At 69.7% G+C, this 17,066-nt stretch carries 15 protein-coding genes; 10 read left to right on the plus strand and 5 right to left on the minus strand.

The window, feature by feature from the left end; all coding sequences use genetic code 11:
* The first annotated feature begins 80 nt into the window (after nucleotides 1-80).
* From ACRC20_RS17440 to ACRC20_RS17450, 3 genes are all read left to right on the plus strand, one after another.
* Nucleotides 81-878 (plus strand): polysaccharide deacetylase family protein, encoded by a 798-nt coding sequence (locus tag ACRC20_RS17440; RefSeq protein WP_438687663.1) that lies wholly within the window; start codon nucleotides 81-83, stop codon nucleotides 876-878.
* A gap of 128 nt (nucleotides 879-1,006) precedes the next feature.
* A complete protein-coding gene (locus tag ACRC20_RS17445; RefSeq protein ID WP_438687664.1) occupies nucleotides 1,007-2,365 on the plus strand; it encodes an ABC1 kinase family protein in 1,359 nt (452 codons plus the stop codon).
* A 69-nt stretch (nucleotides 2,366-2,434) separates the two neighbouring features.
* Nucleotides 2,435-3,787, plus strand: coding sequence for a CoA transferase (locus tag ACRC20_RS17450; protein WP_438687665.1), 1,353 nt, complete (start codon nucleotides 2,435-2,437; stop codon nucleotides 3,785-3,787).
* Between the two features lie 12 nt (nucleotides 3,788-3,799).
* Here the strand turns inward: ACRC20_RS17450 and ACRC20_RS17455 are convergent, their stop codons facing one another.
* From ACRC20_RS17455 to ACRC20_RS17465, 3 genes are read right to left on the minus strand one after another with little or no spacing between them, the layout of a single operon-like run.
* Nucleotides 3,800-4,768, minus strand: coding sequence for a phosphotransferase (locus ACRC20_RS17455; RefSeq protein ID WP_438687666.1), 969 nt, complete (start codon nucleotides 4,766-4,768; stop codon nucleotides 3,800-3,802).
* Nucleotides 4,765-5,664 carry a phosphotransferase family protein gene (locus ACRC20_RS17460; RefSeq protein ID WP_438687667.1) on the minus strand — a complete coding sequence of 300 codons (900 nt, stop codon included), beginning with the start codon at nucleotides 5,662-5,664 and terminating at the stop codon, nucleotides 4,765-4,767. The genes ACRC20_RS17455 and ACRC20_RS17460 overlap by 4 nt, the downstream gene beginning before the upstream one ends.
* Nucleotides 5,661-7,013: an aspartate aminotransferase family protein gene (locus ACRC20_RS17465; protein ID WP_438687668.1), complete on the minus strand. Its 1,353-nt coding sequence runs from the start codon at nucleotides 7,011-7,013 to the stop codon at nucleotides 5,661-5,663. The genes ACRC20_RS17460 and ACRC20_RS17465 overlap by 4 nt, the downstream gene beginning before the upstream one ends.
* Nucleotides 7,014-7,101: 88 nt before the next feature.
* Here ACRC20_RS17465 and ACRC20_RS17470 point away from each other — a divergent pair, with 88 nt between their 5' ends.
* Complete coding sequence (locus ACRC20_RS17470) at nucleotides 7,102-7,695, plus strand: DinB family protein (protein ID WP_438687669.1); 594 nt, start codon at nucleotides 7,102-7,104, stop codon at nucleotides 7,693-7,695.
* Nucleotides 7,695-8,417 (plus strand): hypothetical protein, encoded by a 723-nt coding sequence (locus tag ACRC20_RS17475; RefSeq protein ID WP_438687670.1) that lies wholly within the window; start codon nucleotides 7,695-7,697, stop codon nucleotides 8,415-8,417. The genes ACRC20_RS17470 and ACRC20_RS17475 overlap by 1 nt, the downstream gene beginning before the upstream one ends.
* A 34-nt stretch (nucleotides 8,418-8,451) precedes the next feature.
* On the opposite strand, the gene ACRC20_RS17480 is transcribed toward ACRC20_RS17475, so the two are convergent.
* Nucleotides 8,452-9,831 carry a DoxX family protein gene (locus ACRC20_RS17480; RefSeq protein ID WP_438687671.1) on the minus strand — a complete coding sequence of 460 codons (1,380 nt, stop codon included), beginning with the start codon at nucleotides 9,829-9,831 and terminating at the stop codon, nucleotides 8,452-8,454.
* A 127-nt stretch (nucleotides 9,832-9,958) separates the two neighbouring features.
* On the opposite strand from ACRC20_RS17480, the gene ACRC20_RS17485 reads away from it, so the two are divergent.
* Both ACRC20_RS17485 and ACRC20_RS17490 read left to right on the plus strand, forming a co-directional pair.
* The gene (locus ACRC20_RS17485) at nucleotides 9,959-11,056 is read left to right on the plus strand and encodes a sulfate ABC transporter substrate-binding protein (protein ID WP_438687672.1); all 1,098 of its coding nucleotides are present in this window, start codon (nucleotides 9,959-9,961) and stop codon (nucleotides 11,054-11,056) included.
* Nucleotides 11,057-11,081: 25 nt separating this feature from the next.
* Nucleotides 11,082-12,866, plus strand: a complete 1,785-nt coding sequence (locus ACRC20_RS17490; RefSeq protein ID WP_438687673.1) for a SulP family inorganic anion transporter — start codon at nucleotides 11,082-11,084, stop codon at nucleotides 12,864-12,866.
* 70 nt (nucleotides 12,867-12,936) lie between these two features.
* On the opposite strand, the gene ACRC20_RS17495 is transcribed toward ACRC20_RS17490, so the two are convergent.
* Nucleotides 12,937-13,572 carry a TetR/AcrR family transcriptional regulator gene (locus ACRC20_RS17495; protein WP_438687674.1) on the minus strand — a complete coding sequence of 212 codons (636 nt, stop codon included), beginning with the start codon at nucleotides 13,570-13,572 and terminating at the stop codon, nucleotides 12,937-12,939.
* Between the two features lie 74 nt (nucleotides 13,573-13,646).
* On the opposite strand from ACRC20_RS17495, the gene ACRC20_RS17500 reads away from it, so the two are divergent.
* The 3 genes from ACRC20_RS17500 to ACRC20_RS17510 are packed head-to-tail and all read left to right on the plus strand — an operon-like array spanning nucleotide 13,647 to nucleotide 16,860.
* Nucleotides 13,647-14,573, plus strand: coding sequence for an SDR family NAD(P)-dependent oxidoreductase (locus tag ACRC20_RS17500; RefSeq protein WP_438687675.1), 927 nt, complete (start codon nucleotides 13,647-13,649; stop codon nucleotides 14,571-14,573).
* On the plus strand, nucleotides 14,570-16,219 hold the full coding sequence (locus tag ACRC20_RS17505) for an AMP-binding protein (protein WP_438687676.1): 1,650 nt from the start codon (nucleotides 14,570-14,572) through the stop codon (nucleotides 16,217-16,219). The genes ACRC20_RS17500 and ACRC20_RS17505 overlap by 4 nt, the downstream gene beginning before the upstream one ends.
* 29 nt (nucleotides 16,220-16,248) lie before the next feature.
* Nucleotides 16,249-16,860, plus strand: coding sequence for a TetR/AcrR family transcriptional regulator (locus ACRC20_RS17510; protein ID WP_438687677.1), 612 nt, complete (start codon nucleotides 16,249-16,251; stop codon nucleotides 16,858-16,860).
* The last annotated feature ends 206 nt before the right edge of the window (nucleotides 16,861-17,066 follow it).

The raw sequence follows: 17,066 nt of genomic DNA on the forward strand, positions 1-17,066 counted from the left end.
ATGGTTGCCCATGTGAATTTTGGCACTGCGCGCGGGCGCGTTCTTCCTGGAAGAGCCCTGTGCGCTGCTATCATTGTCGCATGGCAGCGATGGAACGGCGGCGGTTCCTTCAAGCGCTCGCGGCAAGCGCAGCGGTCCTCGGATCGGTCACTGGCGGCACGGATTTGGCGCTCGACGACATACTGCCTGGCGAGGAGAGGACGCCGAGGGCCTCGGCGAAGCCGCTGCGAAGCGCCCCTGTGGTGGGCGCGCCTTTCGGGGTGATCACGAGATTGCCGGAGAGCGCGGGCTCGCGGCTCGCCTGGACGGTGGACGACGGGTGCAGCGTCCCCGTGGTCGCGGCCTTCGCGCAATTCCTCAAAGACACCGGAATCCGGATGACTTTTTTCCCAAACGGCGCGAATGCCTCGTGGACGGCATGCGCGCCCGCGCTGCGCCCGATGGTGGAGTCGGGGCAGGTGGCGCTCGGCAACCACACATGGTCCCATCCGGACGTCACCAAAATCTCGGCGAGCGACGTCGCGGACCAGATCGTCCGGAACGAGAAGTTCCTCAAGAACACCTACGGGGTCACCGGGCGGCCGTTCTTCCGCCCGCCCTTCGGCAAGCGCACCGCCGCGACCGACCGGATAGCGGCGGACAACGGCTATCGCGTCATCGCGCTCTGGAGCGGCACGCTCGGGGACTCGACCGTGGCGGGGGCGCAGAGCCCGGACCGGCTGGAGGCCGCAGCGCGCAGGGAGTTCCAGCCGAGGGGCGTGGTGCTCAGCCACGCCAACCTCCCAGGGGTCACGCATTGCTACCCCCAGCTGGTCGAGCTCATCAAGAGCCGGGGGCTGCAGACGGTGACGCTCCAAGACGTCTTCGGCGCTGGTTAGATCCGGCCGGTCGCGGTCGGGCGACGGCATGCGGCTTCCGGCGGATATCCGCCACATCCGTGACGCGCCCTTGGGCGGGGTCACATTCGTGCTGTTACGCTCAGCTCGATCGTCAAGGAGGACGCGGCATGGGCGAAGACATTCCTGTCAAAGGGTGGCGGCGGAACGCGAAATTGGCTTCCTTCTCGGTCGGGGTCGCAGGCCAAGCGGCGAAGGGGCTCGGGAAACGCCTCGGCGGCAAGAGCAAGGACGAGGTCTCCGTCGAGCTCGCGCTCAAGACCGCAGAAGACCTCTTCAAAGTCCTCGGCGAGCTCAAGGGCGTCGCGATGAAGATGGGGCAGCTGCTCAGCATCTATGAGACGGCGCTTCCCGACGAGATCGCGGAGCCGTTCCGAGAGCATTTGGCCAAACTGCAGGACCAGGCGCCGCCATTGCCAATGAAGCAGATACACCGAGTGCTCGACCAGCAGCTCGGCACCCGGTGGCGCGAGCGGTTCCAGTCTTTCGGCGATGCGCCGGTGGCCGCCGCCAGCATCGGCCAAGTCCATCGGGCGGTGTGGTCCGACGGCAGGGCGGTGGCTGTCAAAGTCCAGTACCCGGGTGCCGAGCAGGCCGTTCGCAGCGATCTGAGAACGATCAGGGGGCTTTCGAAGCTGATCAAGCCGCTCCTGCCGAGAGCGGATGTCGACGCGCTGATCCAAGAGGCCGTCGACCGGACCGAGGATGAGCTGAACTATCGGCAGGAGGCCGACAACCAGCGCCTCTTCGCCAAGGCGTATCAGGGCGACGAGAAGTTCTTCGTGCCCAAAGTGCTGGCCAGCTCGCCGAAGATCCTCATCACCGAGTGGATCGACGGGACTCCGTTGAAGGAGGTCATCGCGGGAGGAGACCAGGAGCAACGCGATATGGCCGCCGCGCGGCTCCTGGAGTTCTCGCTGGCCAGCCCGACGATCGCCAAGGCGCTGCACATCGACCCGCATCCGGGCAACTTCATCCTGATGGCGGACGGGCGCCTGGGCGTGCTCGATTTCGGCGCGGTGGCGCAGTATCCCGAGGGACTGCCGCCCGCGATAGGGCGGTGCTTGCGCCTCGCTCTGGCGGGACAGCAGGAGGAGGCGGAGGAGGAGCTGCACGCGGCGGGGTTCTTGGGGGAGGGCGAGAGCATCCCGGAGCACATCGTCGAGAAATACATGCCGCGCCTGGCCGAGGCCTTCGACGCAGACCAATACCACCTTTCCCGGGAGCGGATCCAGGAAGCGGTCGAGGACGCGACGGGGGTGCTGTTCGGCGCGAAAGGGATCCAGACCATGGATTTCGGACGGAAGCTCAGTCTGCCGCCCCAGTATTTGATGATCGGCCGGGCCATGAGCGGCGTGCTCACGATCGCTGGCCAGCTCGACGCGGACGTGCCCGCGCGGGCGCTCGCGCAGCGGTGGCTCCCCGGCTTCGCCGAGGAAAGCTCCCCGGACGCGCTCGCCAGCGCGTGAGGCTCGCGCCGCCCGCTGCGCCGCCGGGGCGCAGGGGCAGCCGCCGGTGGAAAGGCTAGGATCGGCCCCATGGCGGTTGCTCCCGAGGCTGTCCCCGCATTGCACGAGTGGCTCGTTCCTGCGGTGGGGAGGCTGTCCGCCGAGGACGTCGCGGCCATCGCGGGGCCGCGGACCTGGTGGGCCGGTCCGCTCGATGTCGAGGGCCTGTCGCTGGGGAGCGTCCAGGCGGCTTTGTCCGCCGCGCGCCTCCTGTTCGGCCCCCGGCCCCGCCTCTCTTCCGCCGCGGCCTTGGTCGCCGCGGCGTTCGACTCCCTCGGCCAGCTGCGGATCGCCGGGCGCGCGCCGGAAGGCTTCGCCCTGCTCTCGGGATACTTCCCCACGCGCGACGGCTGGGCGCGGCTGCACGCGAACTACCCGCAGCACGAGCGGGCGCTGCGCTCGGCGTTGCGGGTGGCGACGAAAGACGAGCTGACGCGGAGGCTCTCGGAGCTCACGGCGGACGAAGCCGCCGAGCGCGTCACCGCGGCGGGCGGCCTCGCGGTCGCGCTCCGTCCGGCGGCGGCGTGGCGGGAGAGCGCTCCGGGCCGCGCCGTCGACGCGCGGCCGTGGATCCGGTTCGAGCTGGGCGAAGCAGGCGCTCGGGGGCTGCCCGAACCCGGCTCGTTGGCCGGTGCGCGCGTCCTCGATCTCACGAGGGTGATCGCCGGGCCGGTCGCGACGCGTTTTTTGGCGCTGTTCGGCGCGGACGTGCTGCGCGTCGATCCGCCCGGCAACCCCGAGCTGCTCGACCAGTACATCGACGCCGGGTTCGGCAAGCGCAGCGCCGTGGCGGACTTCGCCGATCCCGCGCGGCTCGGGGAGGTCCTGCGGCTCGCGGGCTCCGCCGACGTCGTCGTCTCGGGTTATCGGCCGGGGGCGCTCGACCGGTTCGGGCTCGACGCGCGCAGCCTCCGCGAGCGCTTCCCGTCGCTCGTCGTGGTCACGCTCGACGCGTGGGGGGACACGGGGCCGTGGGGAGAGCGGCGGGGATTCGACTCGGTGGTGCAGTCCGCGACCGGGATCGGCGAGCGCTACGGGCGGACCGGCGCGGACGGCGTGTGGCGCCCGGGCGCGCTCCCGGTCCAAGCGCTCGACCACGCCACCGGCTACGGCGCGGCCGCGGCGGCGCTGGCCTTGCTCGCCAGGCGGCGCGAGAGCGGGGGCGGCTGGGCGCACCTCTGTCTGGCCCGCACCGCGCATCTGCTCTTGGATCTGCCGCCGCCGCGGCCCGTGCGTGCGGAGCTTGCCGTCGGACTCGAGTTCTCAGACTCCCCGTACGGTCCGCTGCGCCACGCGGCTGCGCCTGCGCTGGCGGACGGGGCCGCGCTGCGGTACCGTTTCGCGCCTGGCCGGTACGGGTCGGACCGGTTGGCTTGGGCGTGACGGCGGCGCGGCTCAGACCGCTGCCTTCACCTTGTCCCAGTCGTACATGCGGACCAGCGCCTGCGCTCGGACGAGCTTCCACGCGCCGTACTTGAAGTAGTCGAAACCGCTGCCTTTCACGCGGGCGTTCAACAGGCCCCACACGCCCCAGAAGAAATCGGCGGCGACCTGCGAGGCCTGCACTCGTGCGACCTCGGCCGGAGTGGGAGACCCGAAGTACCCGTCCAGCAGTTCCCGCGACGGGTTGTCGATGAAGGCCTCGGTGCACAGGAGGGCGAGGTCGGCGCTGCGGTCGTTGTCCGACGCGTACTCGAAATCGATGATCTTGACCCCGCCCGGCCCGAGCAGGAAATTGCCCGGCATGGGGTCGTTGTGGCTCGGCACGAGGTCGAACCCGGAGGCTTCGAAACGCGCCTTGAGGTCCTCGAACTCGTCCTCCAGCCAGCGGAACGGCCCGGGGACCGCGCCGCCCGCCGCGCGCAGCTGGTCTCTTTGGGCTTGCGCGAGGTCGAAGAGGGTGGCGCGTTTGCCGAGGAGCGGGAGCTGGTGCAGGCGCCGGTAGACAGCCATGATCTCGCTGCCAAGGCCCGGGTCGCGCAGCTGCGCCGTGGTGCACGTGCTGTGCCCGTCGAGGAAGCCCGCCACCTCGACGCCGGTGGCCGCGTCGAAATGGTGGACCTCGGCGGTCAGGCCGATCTCGCCCGCCGCCCGCGCGGCGCGGTTGGCGGTCGCCCGGTCGATGTACTCCTCGGTGCCTTGCCCCGGCACTTTCATGACGTAGCGGGCCTCGGCGGCGATGTCGGTGACGAGCCAGTTGTCGTTCGTGAGGCCGCCTGCCAGCGGCTCGGCCGCGATGGCGCGGCCCGACCACAGCGGCACCCCGCGCAGGGCCGCGCGGATCCGCTCGGGAAGCTCCTGCCCGTTCGCCGCGCCGATCGGATCCGCCCCGCTCACTGCGCTGCCCTGATTCGCTCCGCTCATCGTGGGTCCTCTAGCCAGGCGGAGAGTCCCCCGCAAGCGGGAGGCGCCCCCACGGGGGAGCCGTACAGCGCAGCGCGGCCCTTGGTGAAGCGCCAGAGCCCGTATTTGACGTAGTCGACGGCCCGGTCCGAGCTGGTGGCCATCCGCCAGCTGGCGATCAAGCCCCACAGCAGATCGTCCGCGACCGACCACGCGCGGGCAACCAGCTCCGCCTCGACCGGCAAAGCCAGCGCCCGCAGCACCTCGCTCGCGGTGGCGCAGAAGGGGACGATCTCCCCGAGGACCGATCCGGCCTCTTCCAAGGGGTCTCGCCGGGCGACGACGCTCCATCCGGTGAGCTTCGGATCGGACGCGCCGCCAGGGGCGATCAGCAGGTTGGAGACGGCGCCGTCGCCGTGGCAGGGGATCGCGGGCATGGCGAAGCGCTCGCGGCGGGCGGCGAACCGGTCCAGGGCGCGGCTGAGCTCGTCGGCTTCGACGGGCGGCGGAATGCCTGCGGCGCTGTGCGCCTCGCGCAGCCTCGCCACGTCCTCGAAGAGTGTGCGCTCCGGCAGTTGGGCGAGCGGCAGCTGGAGGTCGAGCGACTGGAAGCGCGTCCGAAGCCCGAGCGCGGCGCGCAGCAGCCCCGCGTCCGCGAGGTCGTCGAGTTTCGCGGGCCGAGCGCCTTCGACCAGCTCGGTGGTGAAGCCTGCCGAGTCGGACGCGACGACCGAGGGGGCGATCCCGGCGGCTCCCGCCGCCGTCGTGGCGGCGAGGATCGCGGGAAGGGGCGAGGCGAACACCTCGTCGGCGGGGTCGTGCGTGCGCCGGAGCAGCGCGTCGCCCTCCCGGTCCCACCGCGCGCTGCAGGCGATCCAGCTCGGGCTGGGCTCCGGCTCCACTGCGGCTCGTGTCAACGCGAACCGGCCGGTCTTTTGTCGAGCACCGCGTCGAGCGCCTCGTCGAGGGCGGTGACGAGCCAGTCGATGTCGTGCTCCCCGAACGCGAGCGGGGGCCGGAGTTTGAGCACGTTGCCGTGCGGGCCCGCGACGGAGGTGAGCACCCGGCGCTCGCGCAGCGCCTCGACAGCTTTGAGGGCGAGCTGTTTGTCGGGAGTCTTCGCCTCCGGGTCGGAGACCAGCTCGAAGCCGATGAACAGGCCCGCGCCGCGCACATCGCCGACGTTTTCGTGCTTGTCGCCAAGCTTCTGCAATTCGGCGAGGAGTATGCGCCCGACTCGCAGGCTGTGCTGGAGCAGCCCTTCCTGCTGGATCACGTCGAGCACCGCCTGCCCGGCGGCCATGGCGACCGGGTTGCCGCCGAAGGTGTTGAAGTAGGGGAGCGTCGTGGCGAAGGGCGCGAGCACGTCCGCGCGCGCGGCCATGCCGGAGACGGGGAAGCCGTTGCCCATCGGCTTGCCAAGGGTGACCAGGTCCGGGACGAGGCCGTGGCGCGCGAACCCCCAGAACGCCTCGCCGGTGCGGCTGAAGCCGGGCTGCACCTCGTCCGCGATGAACATCCCGCCCTGGCGGCGCACCTCGTCCACCGCCTCGCGGAGCATCCCCTGCTCGCCGGGGAGCACCCCGTCGCTGGAGAAGATCGAGTCGGCGAGGAAGGCGGCGAAGCCGAGGCCGGACGACTTGAGGTCCTCGATCGCGGCCTTGATGTCCGAGGCGAAGGCCGCGCCGTCGCGGCCCCGGTAGGTGTCGGGGGCTTCGACCAGGCGCACGAAGTCCGCCAGCGGCTGGCCGCTGCCGAGCGCGGGGGACAGGCCAGAGGTGAGCGCGCTCGTGCCGTGGTACGCCTCGCGGGTGACGATGACGCCCTGCGCCCCGGTGGCGACCTGGGCGACGCGCACCGCGAGGTCGTTCGCCTCCGAGCCGGTGCACATGAACATCACCTGGTCCAGCTCGGCGGGCATGGTGGCGAGCAGCCGGTCGGCGTAGCCGACGATGCCCTCGTGCAGGTAGCGGGTGTGGGTGTTCAACGTGCGCATCTGGCGCTCGACGGCTTCGACCACGGCGGGGTGGCAATGCCCGATGCTCACCACGTTGTTGTAGACGTCGAGGTACTGCGTGCCGTGCGCGTCCCAGACATAGGCGCCCTCGCCCCGGACGAGATGGACCGGCTTTTGGTAGAAGAGCCGGTAGGCGGGCCCGAGCAGTTGCTCGCGCCGCTCGATCAACTGGCGGTCGGCTTCCGGAAGGGCGGCCGAGCCGTCGCCCCGGTAGCTGTTGGTGTCCATGATCGTCGAGCGGGTCGGCATCCCCCTAGTCTTGCCGACTCCGGGCTCGGCGGACGGCTGAAACGCGTGAAGAGCTTGTAACGTTTCACCCCCGTGGCAGACTGGGGGCATGCCCGAGGAGAACCTGAAAGCGGACTTGCGCAGCTATTTGCAGACTGTCCGAGAGGCCGTGCTGTGGAAGCTCGACGGGCTCTCGGAGTACGACGCGCGCCGCCCGCTCACCCGGACGGGGACGAACCTGCTCGGCCTCGTCAAACATCTGGCGCACGTCGAGTTCGGCTATTTCGGCGCGGCGTTCGGCAGGGATCCCGAGGAGGACCTGCCGGGGTGGTCCGAGGACGCGGATCCGAACGACGACATGTGGGCGAAGCCCGACGAGTCGCGGGAGGCGGTCGTGGCGTTGTACCGCCGCGCGTGGGCGTGGGCCGACGCGACCATCGGGGAGAAGCGGCTCGAAGACCGAGGACGCGTGCCGTGGTGGCCTGCGGACCGGGCCGAGCCGACTTTGCACAAGGTCCTGGTGCATGTGATCGCGGAGACGAACCGGCACGCCGGGCACGCGGACATCGTCCGCGAGCTCGTGGACGGCGCCGCGGGGCTCCGAGCGGGCAATGACAACCTCGCCTCGGGCGACGCGGCATGGTGGGCGCAGTACCGCGATAAGCTCGAACGCGTGGCAAAACAAGCAGGCTCGGTGCAATGATGGCCCGAACATCCCTTTTCCAGGCGGCGACCAGCGTTGTCGCGGCGTCCGCCGTGCTGCTCGCAGGCTGTTCCGCGAAGCAGCAGGGCACGCCGCGCAGCGCCGCCGCGCCGTCCTCGGCCTCGGCGCTTCCCCCGGCGAAGACCATCACGCCGAAGGACGCGGCGGACAAGAAGCCGTTGCGGTTGAAGTTCGGCCAGCCGGTGACGTACCAGCGCGACGGCGTGTCCATCACGATCGTCCCGCGCAGCATGGAGAAGATGCAGAGCACGCCGGAAGGGCTGAGCGGCAGCATCCTCGATTGCGGGGCGTGGTGGCGCGTGGTCGAGACATGGGTCGTCGACATCAAGCCGGACACCGCCTGGCGTAGCTGGCGGCGGGACTTCCAGGGCGTGTTCGGACTGTTCAGCGAGTCGCAGGACAAGCAGTACGGTTTCTACAACGAGGTCGCGACCTCGGCGGTCTCGAGCGAGCCGACGGACCTCGACAAGGCGCTCGGGAATGCGAACCGGGCCTGGGACCGGAAAACGCCGCTGCATTTCGAGCAGAGCGGGCCGCAGTACCTCGCGGGCTGCAAGATCAACACAGGGACGGACGACCCGGCGAACAGCGGGCAATTCGCGCCGGACAGCCGTCCGCTTGTCGGGCTGGAGCTGATCCTGCCCTCGTCCGACGGGCAAAACCCCCGGACATGGCCGACGCTGGCGATCTGGACCCCCTGACCTCCCCCTGACCTCCGACCGGCCTCTGCGGGGCCTATCGGTTGTACGGGTGCTCTTGGACCCAGTTGAAGCCGCGCTCGACGAGCGGGAACGCGCTCGGGTCCATCCGGTCGAACCAGATGTGGACGCGATGCCCGACGTAGTCCTCGCCGTCGATCACCATCGAGCCTGGCCGTGGCCACCAATAAGTCAGCCTGATCCGCGCCGGGGTCTCGACGTACGTGCCGAGCTCGATCCGGTGGCCGAGGTCGATGATGTGGTGGCGAGGGTCGATGGTCCCGCCGAACACTTCGAACGAGTCGTCCATATGCTGCACGGTCACCATGACCGGATCGGAGACGTGGAAAGGGCGGTCGAACACCACTCGCCGCCAACGGAGCCCGTCGGTGAGGAGCGGATCGCGCTGGTACCCCTCGGCGGAGAAGTGGTCCACCTGCCAGATGCCGTACAGCTCGGGCGCGGGCCGGGCGAACTGCTGCCAGCCCTGCCCGCCGAACGCGGCGAGCAAAGCGAGGCCCGCGCAGATCTGGGCGACAGACGCGAGGCGGTTCGCGCGGCGGCTGCCGAACAATGCGGCGGGCGCCGCCGCAGGGACGGGCCGGTCGGTGAACAGCGCTGCGGACAGCCTGCGCGCGTGCGGCGCGAACAGGAACAGGCTCATCAGCAAGAGCTGGGACGACACCGTCTTGAGCCGGATGTCGTAGGTCATGTTCAGGAGGAACACCTGGGCGAGGTCGACCACGCTGACCAGGGCGCCCGCCGGAGCGGTCCGAGACGACAGGAGCAGGAGGCCGCCGAGCACCTCCGCCGCCGCGCCGAGGACGATCTCATAGGGCTGGGAGACTCCGACCTGCGCCCACAGCACGCCTTCGGGGCTGAAGTTGCCGTACGGCTCCACCAGCCGGTTGAGCACGAACGGCATCTGGGTGGGGACCACCTTCGCCATGCCGAAGTAGAACATCGCGGTCGCGAGCACGAGGCGCAAGAGCGTCCACACCCAGGCCTGGAACCGGTCGTAGCGCCGCCGCTGCCGGTCGAGCGCCGTCCAGAGCGCTGTGGCGAGCGCCGCCGTCGCGGCGACGCAGAAGAGCGCGGACCATTGGAAGGCGCTGTCGCTGCCGACCTGGGTGCTCTCGACGCGCAGACCCAACAGATGCTCGCCTGCCCACGCGACCGGCGGGCGGGTCGCGCGGAGCATCCCGAGCATCGCCGACCACGGGCTGTCGAAGCCGAATCCCGTCAGGACGACCGGGACGAGCCCGACCGCCAGCACGAGCCCGAACGAGCCGAAATAGCATGTCCCGAATCGGAATGCGATCAACGTGATGGGTTTCCAACGCGGCCCCGACGGGGGAGCGTCCTCGTCGCGAAGAGGGCCGTTGTCGTCGTGCAACTGGTGATCGCCCCCGCGCATCGGGCCACGATAGCACGCGAATCCTGCTCCGAATCGAAGAATGCCGCCGATTTCGAGACAGCCGAGACCTGCGTCCCTTCGATATGCTGAGCCGCCCCCGCCAGCAGAGACCACAGGAGCGCCGCCCATGCCCGACACATCGCTGCCCCCGTCGAACAGACCCGGATTCTGGTCGCGGATCGCGGCGCTCAAGATTTCCGCGCTCAACCTCGTCGGGGTCGTGGCGCTGGTGGTCGCCGGGGCGTTGCTCGTGGCGGGAAATCTGCCGGACAACTCGCCGAATCAGCTGCTCAACGTCTCGTACGACCCGACCAGGGAGGTGTACGCGGCCCTCGACAAGGCTTTCGTCGAGCACTACCGCAAGCAGACCGGCGTGTCGGTGGAGGTCAAACAGTCGCACGGCGGGTCGGGGCGCCAGGCGCGCAACGTCATCGACGGATCGGAGAGGGCAGAGGTCGTCTCGCTCGCGCTGGTCAGCGATGTCGACGCGCTGAGCAAACACGGGCTGGTCGCCCCGGACTGGCAGAAGCGGCTCCCCAACGGCTCGACTCCCTACACGTCCACCGTCGTGTTCGTCGTCCGAAAAGGCAACCCGAAGGACGTCCACGACTGGCCCGACCTGGTCAAAGGCGATACCGGAGTCGTCACGCCCAACCCGCGCACCTCCGGCAACGGGCAGCTGAGCGTCCTCGCCGCGTGGGGCGCGATCACCACGCGGGGCGGCAGCGCCGCCGACGCGCTCGCCTACTTGCAGGCGCTCTACCGGCATATCGCCGCATTCGCGGCAGGCGCGCGCGGCTCGACCACCGCCTTCGCCGAGCAGCGGATCGGCGATGTGCATGTGACGTGGGAGAACGAGGCGATCCGCGAGGTGGGGGCCAAGCCGGGCGAGCTGGAGATCGTCTATCCGCCGGTCAGCATTCGAGCCGAGCCCGCAGTCGCCTGGGTCGACGCGAACGTCGCTGGCACGAAGGCCGCCGCGTACGCCAAGGCGTATCTGGAGTACTTGTTCACCGACTCCGCGCAGGAGCTGTTCGCGCAGTACGGTTACCGGCCGACGAACCCCTCGGTGCTCGCCAAGCATGCCGACCGGCTGCCGCCGATCAGCTTGTTCCCCGTCACCGCGCTCGCCGCGAGCTGGAGCGACGCGCGGGAGAAATTCTTCGGGGACAACGGCGTCGTCGACAATCTCCCGGCGCCGTCGGCGGCGGGGCCGGGCGCGTAGCGGCGCGGGAGAAGAGGAGCAAGACATGGGCTTCGCAGCGCAATACAGCTGGACAGCGCGATATGACTGGATCAGGGGCCGCCGAGATTTGGTCGCCGGGCTCACGGTGGCCGCGGTTTCCCTGCCGCAGGGCATGGCGTACGCGCTGATCGCCGGGGTCGACCCGAGGTTCGGCGTCTACTCGGCGATCGTCGTCACGTTCGTGGCCTCGGTCTTCGGCTCGTCCTCGCACCTCGTCAACGGGCCGACGAGCGCGATCTCGTTGCTCGTCTTCAGCGCCCTGGCCTTCCTCGACCCGGAGAATTCGAGCGCCCTCTTCGAGGCGTTGTTCCTCCTCGCGGTGCTGGTCGGGGCCTTCCAGATCCTCATCGCTGTGTTCAAGCTCGGCGATCTGACGCGCTACATCTCCGAATCGGTCATCGTCGGGTTCATCGCGGCGGCGGCCTTCCTCCTCGCGGTCGGCCAGATCGGCAACGCGCTGGGGGTCAAGGACAAGGGCAACGGCAAGATGCAGGTGCTGCACCGGCTGTGGCTGACCTTGCTCCACGGCGACGCGATCAATCCCCGTGCGCTCGTCCTCAGCGTCTCGGCGGTGGTGCTCGCGCTCGTGTTCCGCCGCGTGGTCAAACGCTACGGACTGCCGCAGGTCGACCTCTTGGCGGTGCTCGTCGTCGCGGCGGTCATCGCGTACGCCGCAGGCTGGGCCGCCCCCGGCAAGGGCGGCAAGACGGCAGTGACCCTCGCGGCGAAAGTCCCGCAGAGCCTGCCGTCGCCGCATATCCCGCACGTCGACTTCGCCACGCTCGGCGAGCTCTCCCAAGGCGCGTTGGCGATCGCGTTCATCGGGCTGATCGAGGCGCTGTCGATCGCCAAAGCCATTGCGCACCAGACCCAGCAGAAGGTCGATTACAACCGGCAGATCCTTGCCGAGGGCCTGGCCAACATCACCGGCGGGTTCTTCCAAAGCCTGCCGGGCTCGGGGTCGTTGACCCGCTCCGCGATCAACTTCCAAGCAGGCGCCGCCACCCGGTTCTCGGGCATTATCGCGGCGGCGGCGGTGTCCGTCGCGCTGCTGCTGTTCGCCCCGCTCCTGCATTACGTGCCGCAAGCCGCCCTCGCGGGCCTGCTCTTGGTCACCGCAGTGCGGCTGGTCGACTACAAGCGATTGGCCGCCACAGTCAGAGCTTCGCGCTACGACGCGGGCCTCGTGGTCGTCACAGCGCTGACCGGCGTGCTGGTGGATTTGGACAAGGCGGTCCTGCTCGGCGTCGGGCTGTCGATCCTCTTGTTCGTGCCCCGCGCGGCGAAGCTCAAGGCCGCCGAGCTGGTCGTCACCCCCGAGCGCGTGGTGCGCGAGCGGACCCCCGACGACGTCGTCGACCCCGCCGTGGTCATCTACGACCTCGAAGGCGAGCTGTTCTTCGGCGCGGCGCCCGAGCTGGACCGCTACCTCGACAGCCTCAGGGCTCGGATCCGGGCCGACGAGGTGCGGGTCGTCGTGTTGCGTCTGAAACGGGCGCGGCACCCCGACGCGGTCTGCATCGAGCGGCTGGAGCATTTCCTGCGCGAGGAGCAGGCGCGCGGGGTCGTGATCCTGCTCGCGGGCGTGCAGCCCGACACGCTCGCCGTCTTGAAGAACACCGGGTTCTTGGACTGGTTCCCGCCCGAGCAGATCTTCCTCGAAGAGGAGGCCGAGTTCTCCGCGACCCTCAAAGCGGTGCGCCACGCCCACGCGAAGCTCGCGAGCGGCGAGCTCGCCGCCGCGAGGGCGGAAGAGCCCGAGTTGGGGCGGCTCTACTACCTCGTCTGATCCGGGCCGCCCGACGGGGTCAGGCTGCGCCAGATGTGGCAGGGATAGGAAGTCGCTGCCAACTCGCCTGCTAGCTCTTCTCTGAGTCCGGATCGAGAGGGCGCTCCCCGGTCTCGGGAGACTCGGGCTGGAGGAAGCCTCCGGCGAACTGCGCCAGATCGGTGAACAGCGCGGTGGAGACTTTCGGATCGATGATTCTGCGCACCGCGAGGCCGACCACCAGGTTCATCGTCGCCTCGGCGACCTTGCGGACCGGGAGCGCTCCGGCGGCCTCCTCTGGCAACAGCTTCTCGATGGCCTGCGCGATGAAGTCCACGCTTCGACCGTGGCGGCCGCCCTCTTCCTTGACGAGTTCTGGGTCCCCCCTCGCGGCCAAGGCGAACTCCAGCTCCAGCAGGGGCCATCCGCTCTTGAGCACTTCTTCGCTCCACGCCTCGATGCTCGCGATGGCCTCGGGTTGGCGCAGGCGCAGGATCGCCTCGACCTCCTCGGTCCGTTCGGCCTGGATCTCCTGCAGCACAGCGAGGGCGAGGGCGCCTTTGTTGGGGAAGTTCGAGTAGAAGGCGCCGCTGGAGAAGCCCGCGCGCTCGGTCACGGCGGCGATCCCGGTGGCGTTGTACCCGTCCTTGAGGAACAGCTCGCGCGCCGAGGCGAGCAGCAGCGCGCGGGTCTGCGCCTGGCTGTCGGCTCGGGTCATGCGGGTCATAGGGGTATCATAGTGGCGATATTCAGATAGTGGTAATATCTGAATATCACTACTACTCCAATGAGAGGTGCCAGATGTCTGCTTCGTCGATCGCGCGAAAGGCTGAAGAGCTGTTGATGGAGGTGGTCGGCCCGCGTCGGCTGAAGAGCCTCGACGAGCTCAGCGCGGAGGTCCGGGGGAAAGTCGCCCTGGTCACCGGCGCGTCGTTCGGCCAGGGGGAGGCGACAGCCAGGCTTTTGGCGCGCGCGGGCGCGACAGTCGTCCTCGCCGCGCGGACCAAGGAGCGGTTGGACGAGGTCGTCGCGGAGATCGAGGCCGACGGCGGCCGGGCGCACGCCTACCAGGTCGACATGGGGGACCTGCCCGGCGTCGAGCGGTTCGCGGCCGCGGTGCTCGCCGACCACGGGCACGTGGACTACCTCATCCACAACGCGGGCAAGTCGCTGCGCCGCTCCATCTATCTCTCCTGCGAGGGGACAAAGGACATGGACGCGATGGTCGGGGTCAACTTCCTCGGGCCGATGCGTCTGACGATGGCGCTGCTGCCGAGCATGCGCGCGCGCCGGAGCGGGCATATCGTGAACATCTGCACGGCGGGCGTCGAGTTCCCGGTCGCGCCGCGCTGGGGCTTCTACCAGGCGTGCAAGGCGGGGTTCGACATCTGGCTGCGCTCGGTGGCGATGGAGACCCGCGCCGACGGGATCGGCCTGAGCTCCATCTACGCAGGCCACCTGAAGACCCGGATGGTCGCGACCGGCTGGGTGCACAAGATGCCGGGGCACACCCCGGAGCAGGCGGCGCAGATCATCGCGCGCTCGCTGGTGCGCAAGCCGCGCATCCAGGCCCCGATCATCGGCAGGCCCGCGGAGGTGGCCTCCGTGCTCTTCCGGACGCCGATCGAGCTGTGGCTTGGCTTCACGAACAAGTACTCGGGGGAGACGGCGGCTTCGATCAAGGCGCTCGAGGCGACCAGGGCCCGGTCGGCAGGACAGGCTCGATGAGGGGCTCGTGGCGCGTCACTGCGGGCACGGTCTTCGGAGCCGTGCGCGCGGGACTCGGCTCCGGAGTCGTCGGCCTGGTCGGGCCGAGAACGGCGGCGCGGATGGTCCGAGCCGTCGCCCGGTACGGGCCGAGCCCGGCGACGCTGGTGGCGGTGGCCGCCGCCCGCACCCCCGATCGGCTCGCCATCGTCGATGAAACGGGCGGATTGAGCTACGCGCAGCTGCAAGCGCAGTGCGAGTCGATCAGCGCCGCGCTCTACGCGGCCTCGGGCCGCACGGCTCCGAGGTCGGTGGGCGTGCTCTGCCGGAACCATCGGGGCTTCGTGCAGGCGCTGGTCGTCGGACTGCAGTTGGGGAGCGAGGTGGTGCTGGTCAACACCGAGCTGCCCGAGCAGCAGCTCGGCCACATCCTGCAGCGCCATCGGCCCGAGGTGCTGATCGCCGACTCGGAGTATCTGCCCGCCCTCGCCGCAGTCGGCTTCGCGGGCAAGATCGTCGTCTCGGACGTGGAACAGGCGGACGGGGAGTGGGCAAACGGGGAGTGGTCAAACAAGGCGCAGACGCTCGCCGGATTGGCCCGCGCCGGTGGGGAGCGTCCGCCGAGGACGCGGCGGCCCAGCCGGATCACGATGCTGACCTCCGGCACGACGGGCCTCGCCAAAGGCGTCCCCAAATCGGTCAGCCCGCTCGGCGTCCTGGGCGTCGCGGTCTCCGGGCTGAACGTGCTGCGCCTGCGGGCGGGGGACGGCATGCTCGTGGCCCCGCCGTTCTTCCACGGGTTCGGCATGCTCGGGGCGATAGCCTCGCTCGCAGTGGGCGGGACTCTCGTCTGCGCGAAGAAATTCGACGGCGCGTGGGCGCTGGAAGCCGTCGAACGGCACAAAGTCGCGGTCTTCTTCGGGGTGCCCGTGATGTTCCAGCGCCTCCTCGCAGCGGCCGGGCCCGCGCCGAGGAGGACGAGCCTCCGGCTGGCGCTCACCGGGGCGGCCCCGATGCCGACGCATGTGATCGAAGAGTTCACGCGCGTGTTCGGGAACATCCTCGTCAACGGGTACGGCTCCACCGAGGTGGGGATCGTTTCCCTGGCCGCGCCGCGCGATATCGCCGAGTCCCCCAGCACGGTGGGGCGGCCGGTGCTCGGGGTGAAAGTGCGGGTGCTCGGCGAGGACCGGGCGCCGCTCGCCCCGGGCGAGACCGGGACCGTGTTCGTCAAGGGCGGCCTGGCCACTGCGGCCTACACCGACGACCCGGTGAAGAACCCGACGGCCAAAGAGGTCGTCGGCGGGTACATCAGCACCGGCGACATGGGGCACTTCGACTCCGGCGGCAGGCTCTATGTGGACGGGCGCTCGGACGACATGGTCGTCTCCGGCGGGGAGAACGTCTTCCCCGGCGAGGTCGAAGAGGCGCTCGGCGCCCACCCCGCGCTCGTCGACGTCGTCGTGCGGGGGATCGCGGACCAGGAATACGGCCAGGTGCTGCGCGCCTATCTCGTGGTGGCTCCGGGCGCCGAGCCGCCGGAGCCGGAGGAGCTCAAAGCGCATGTGAAAAACCGGCTGGAGCGCTACAAAGTGCCGAAAGAGTTCGTCTTCCTGCCGGAGATCCCGCGCAATCCCAGCGGCAAAGTGGTCTTGCCGCACGATTGATCAGAACAGGGCGGCACGGACGATAGACTGTGTCGGTGACGACAGACACGACCGGAGAGCGCATCCTCGACGCCGCATTGGACGAGCTGCTTCGCTTCGGGATCCGGCGGGCGACTGTCGAGGGGATCGCAAAACGGGCCGGGGTGTCGCATATGACCGTGTACCGGCGATGGCCCGCCAAGAACGACCTCGTGCTCGCCGTCGTGATGCGGGAGATCGAAGGGCTGTTCGCGCACGTCGACAGGGAGATCGCGGCCTTGGAGAGCTTCGAGGACAAGCTGGTCGCCGGGTTTGTCGGGATCTACTGGTTCGCGCGCGTCCACCCGCTCTTGGGCAGGACCTTGGAAACCGATCCGGAGGCGGTCCTGCCGGTGCTCACGACCGGCGCGGCGCCCTCGCTCGAGATGGCGATCAGCTATCTCGCCGGGCACATCGAACGGGCCGCCGCCGCGGAGGACGTCGTGATCGACGCCAGGGGCCTCGCAGAGATATTCGTCCGCCTGACGCACTCGTTGCTCGTGTCGCCCGGCTCTGCGGGCCTCGCCGACCAGGCCGAGGTCGAAGAGTACGCCCGGCTGCGCATCCTCCCGATCGCCCAGGCGGCCATGCCGTCGCGCTACGCGGCCGGGCGCGGCGCCTGACCGACGCCACAGCGCCCGAGGAGGACTTCTGGTCCTGGCGGGGCACACTGTCCGCCTTCGACCGGTGCCGCGACCCCGAAGCGGCGGCCAAGGGGCCGTCCTGCGCAACGGCGTTGTCGCAGCGGCCGGTGCGTAAGAATTTGTGACGCGTCTCTCTTTTTGGCCGTAGAATATGGGGACGGCCGCCCTGGCGGCCGGGGTGCGCA

Origin of the sequence: Segniliparus sp., from assembly GCF_051660745.1 — a bacterium.
Lineage (GTDB): Bacteria > Actinomycetota > Actinomycetes > Mycobacteriales > Mycobacteriaceae > Segniliparus.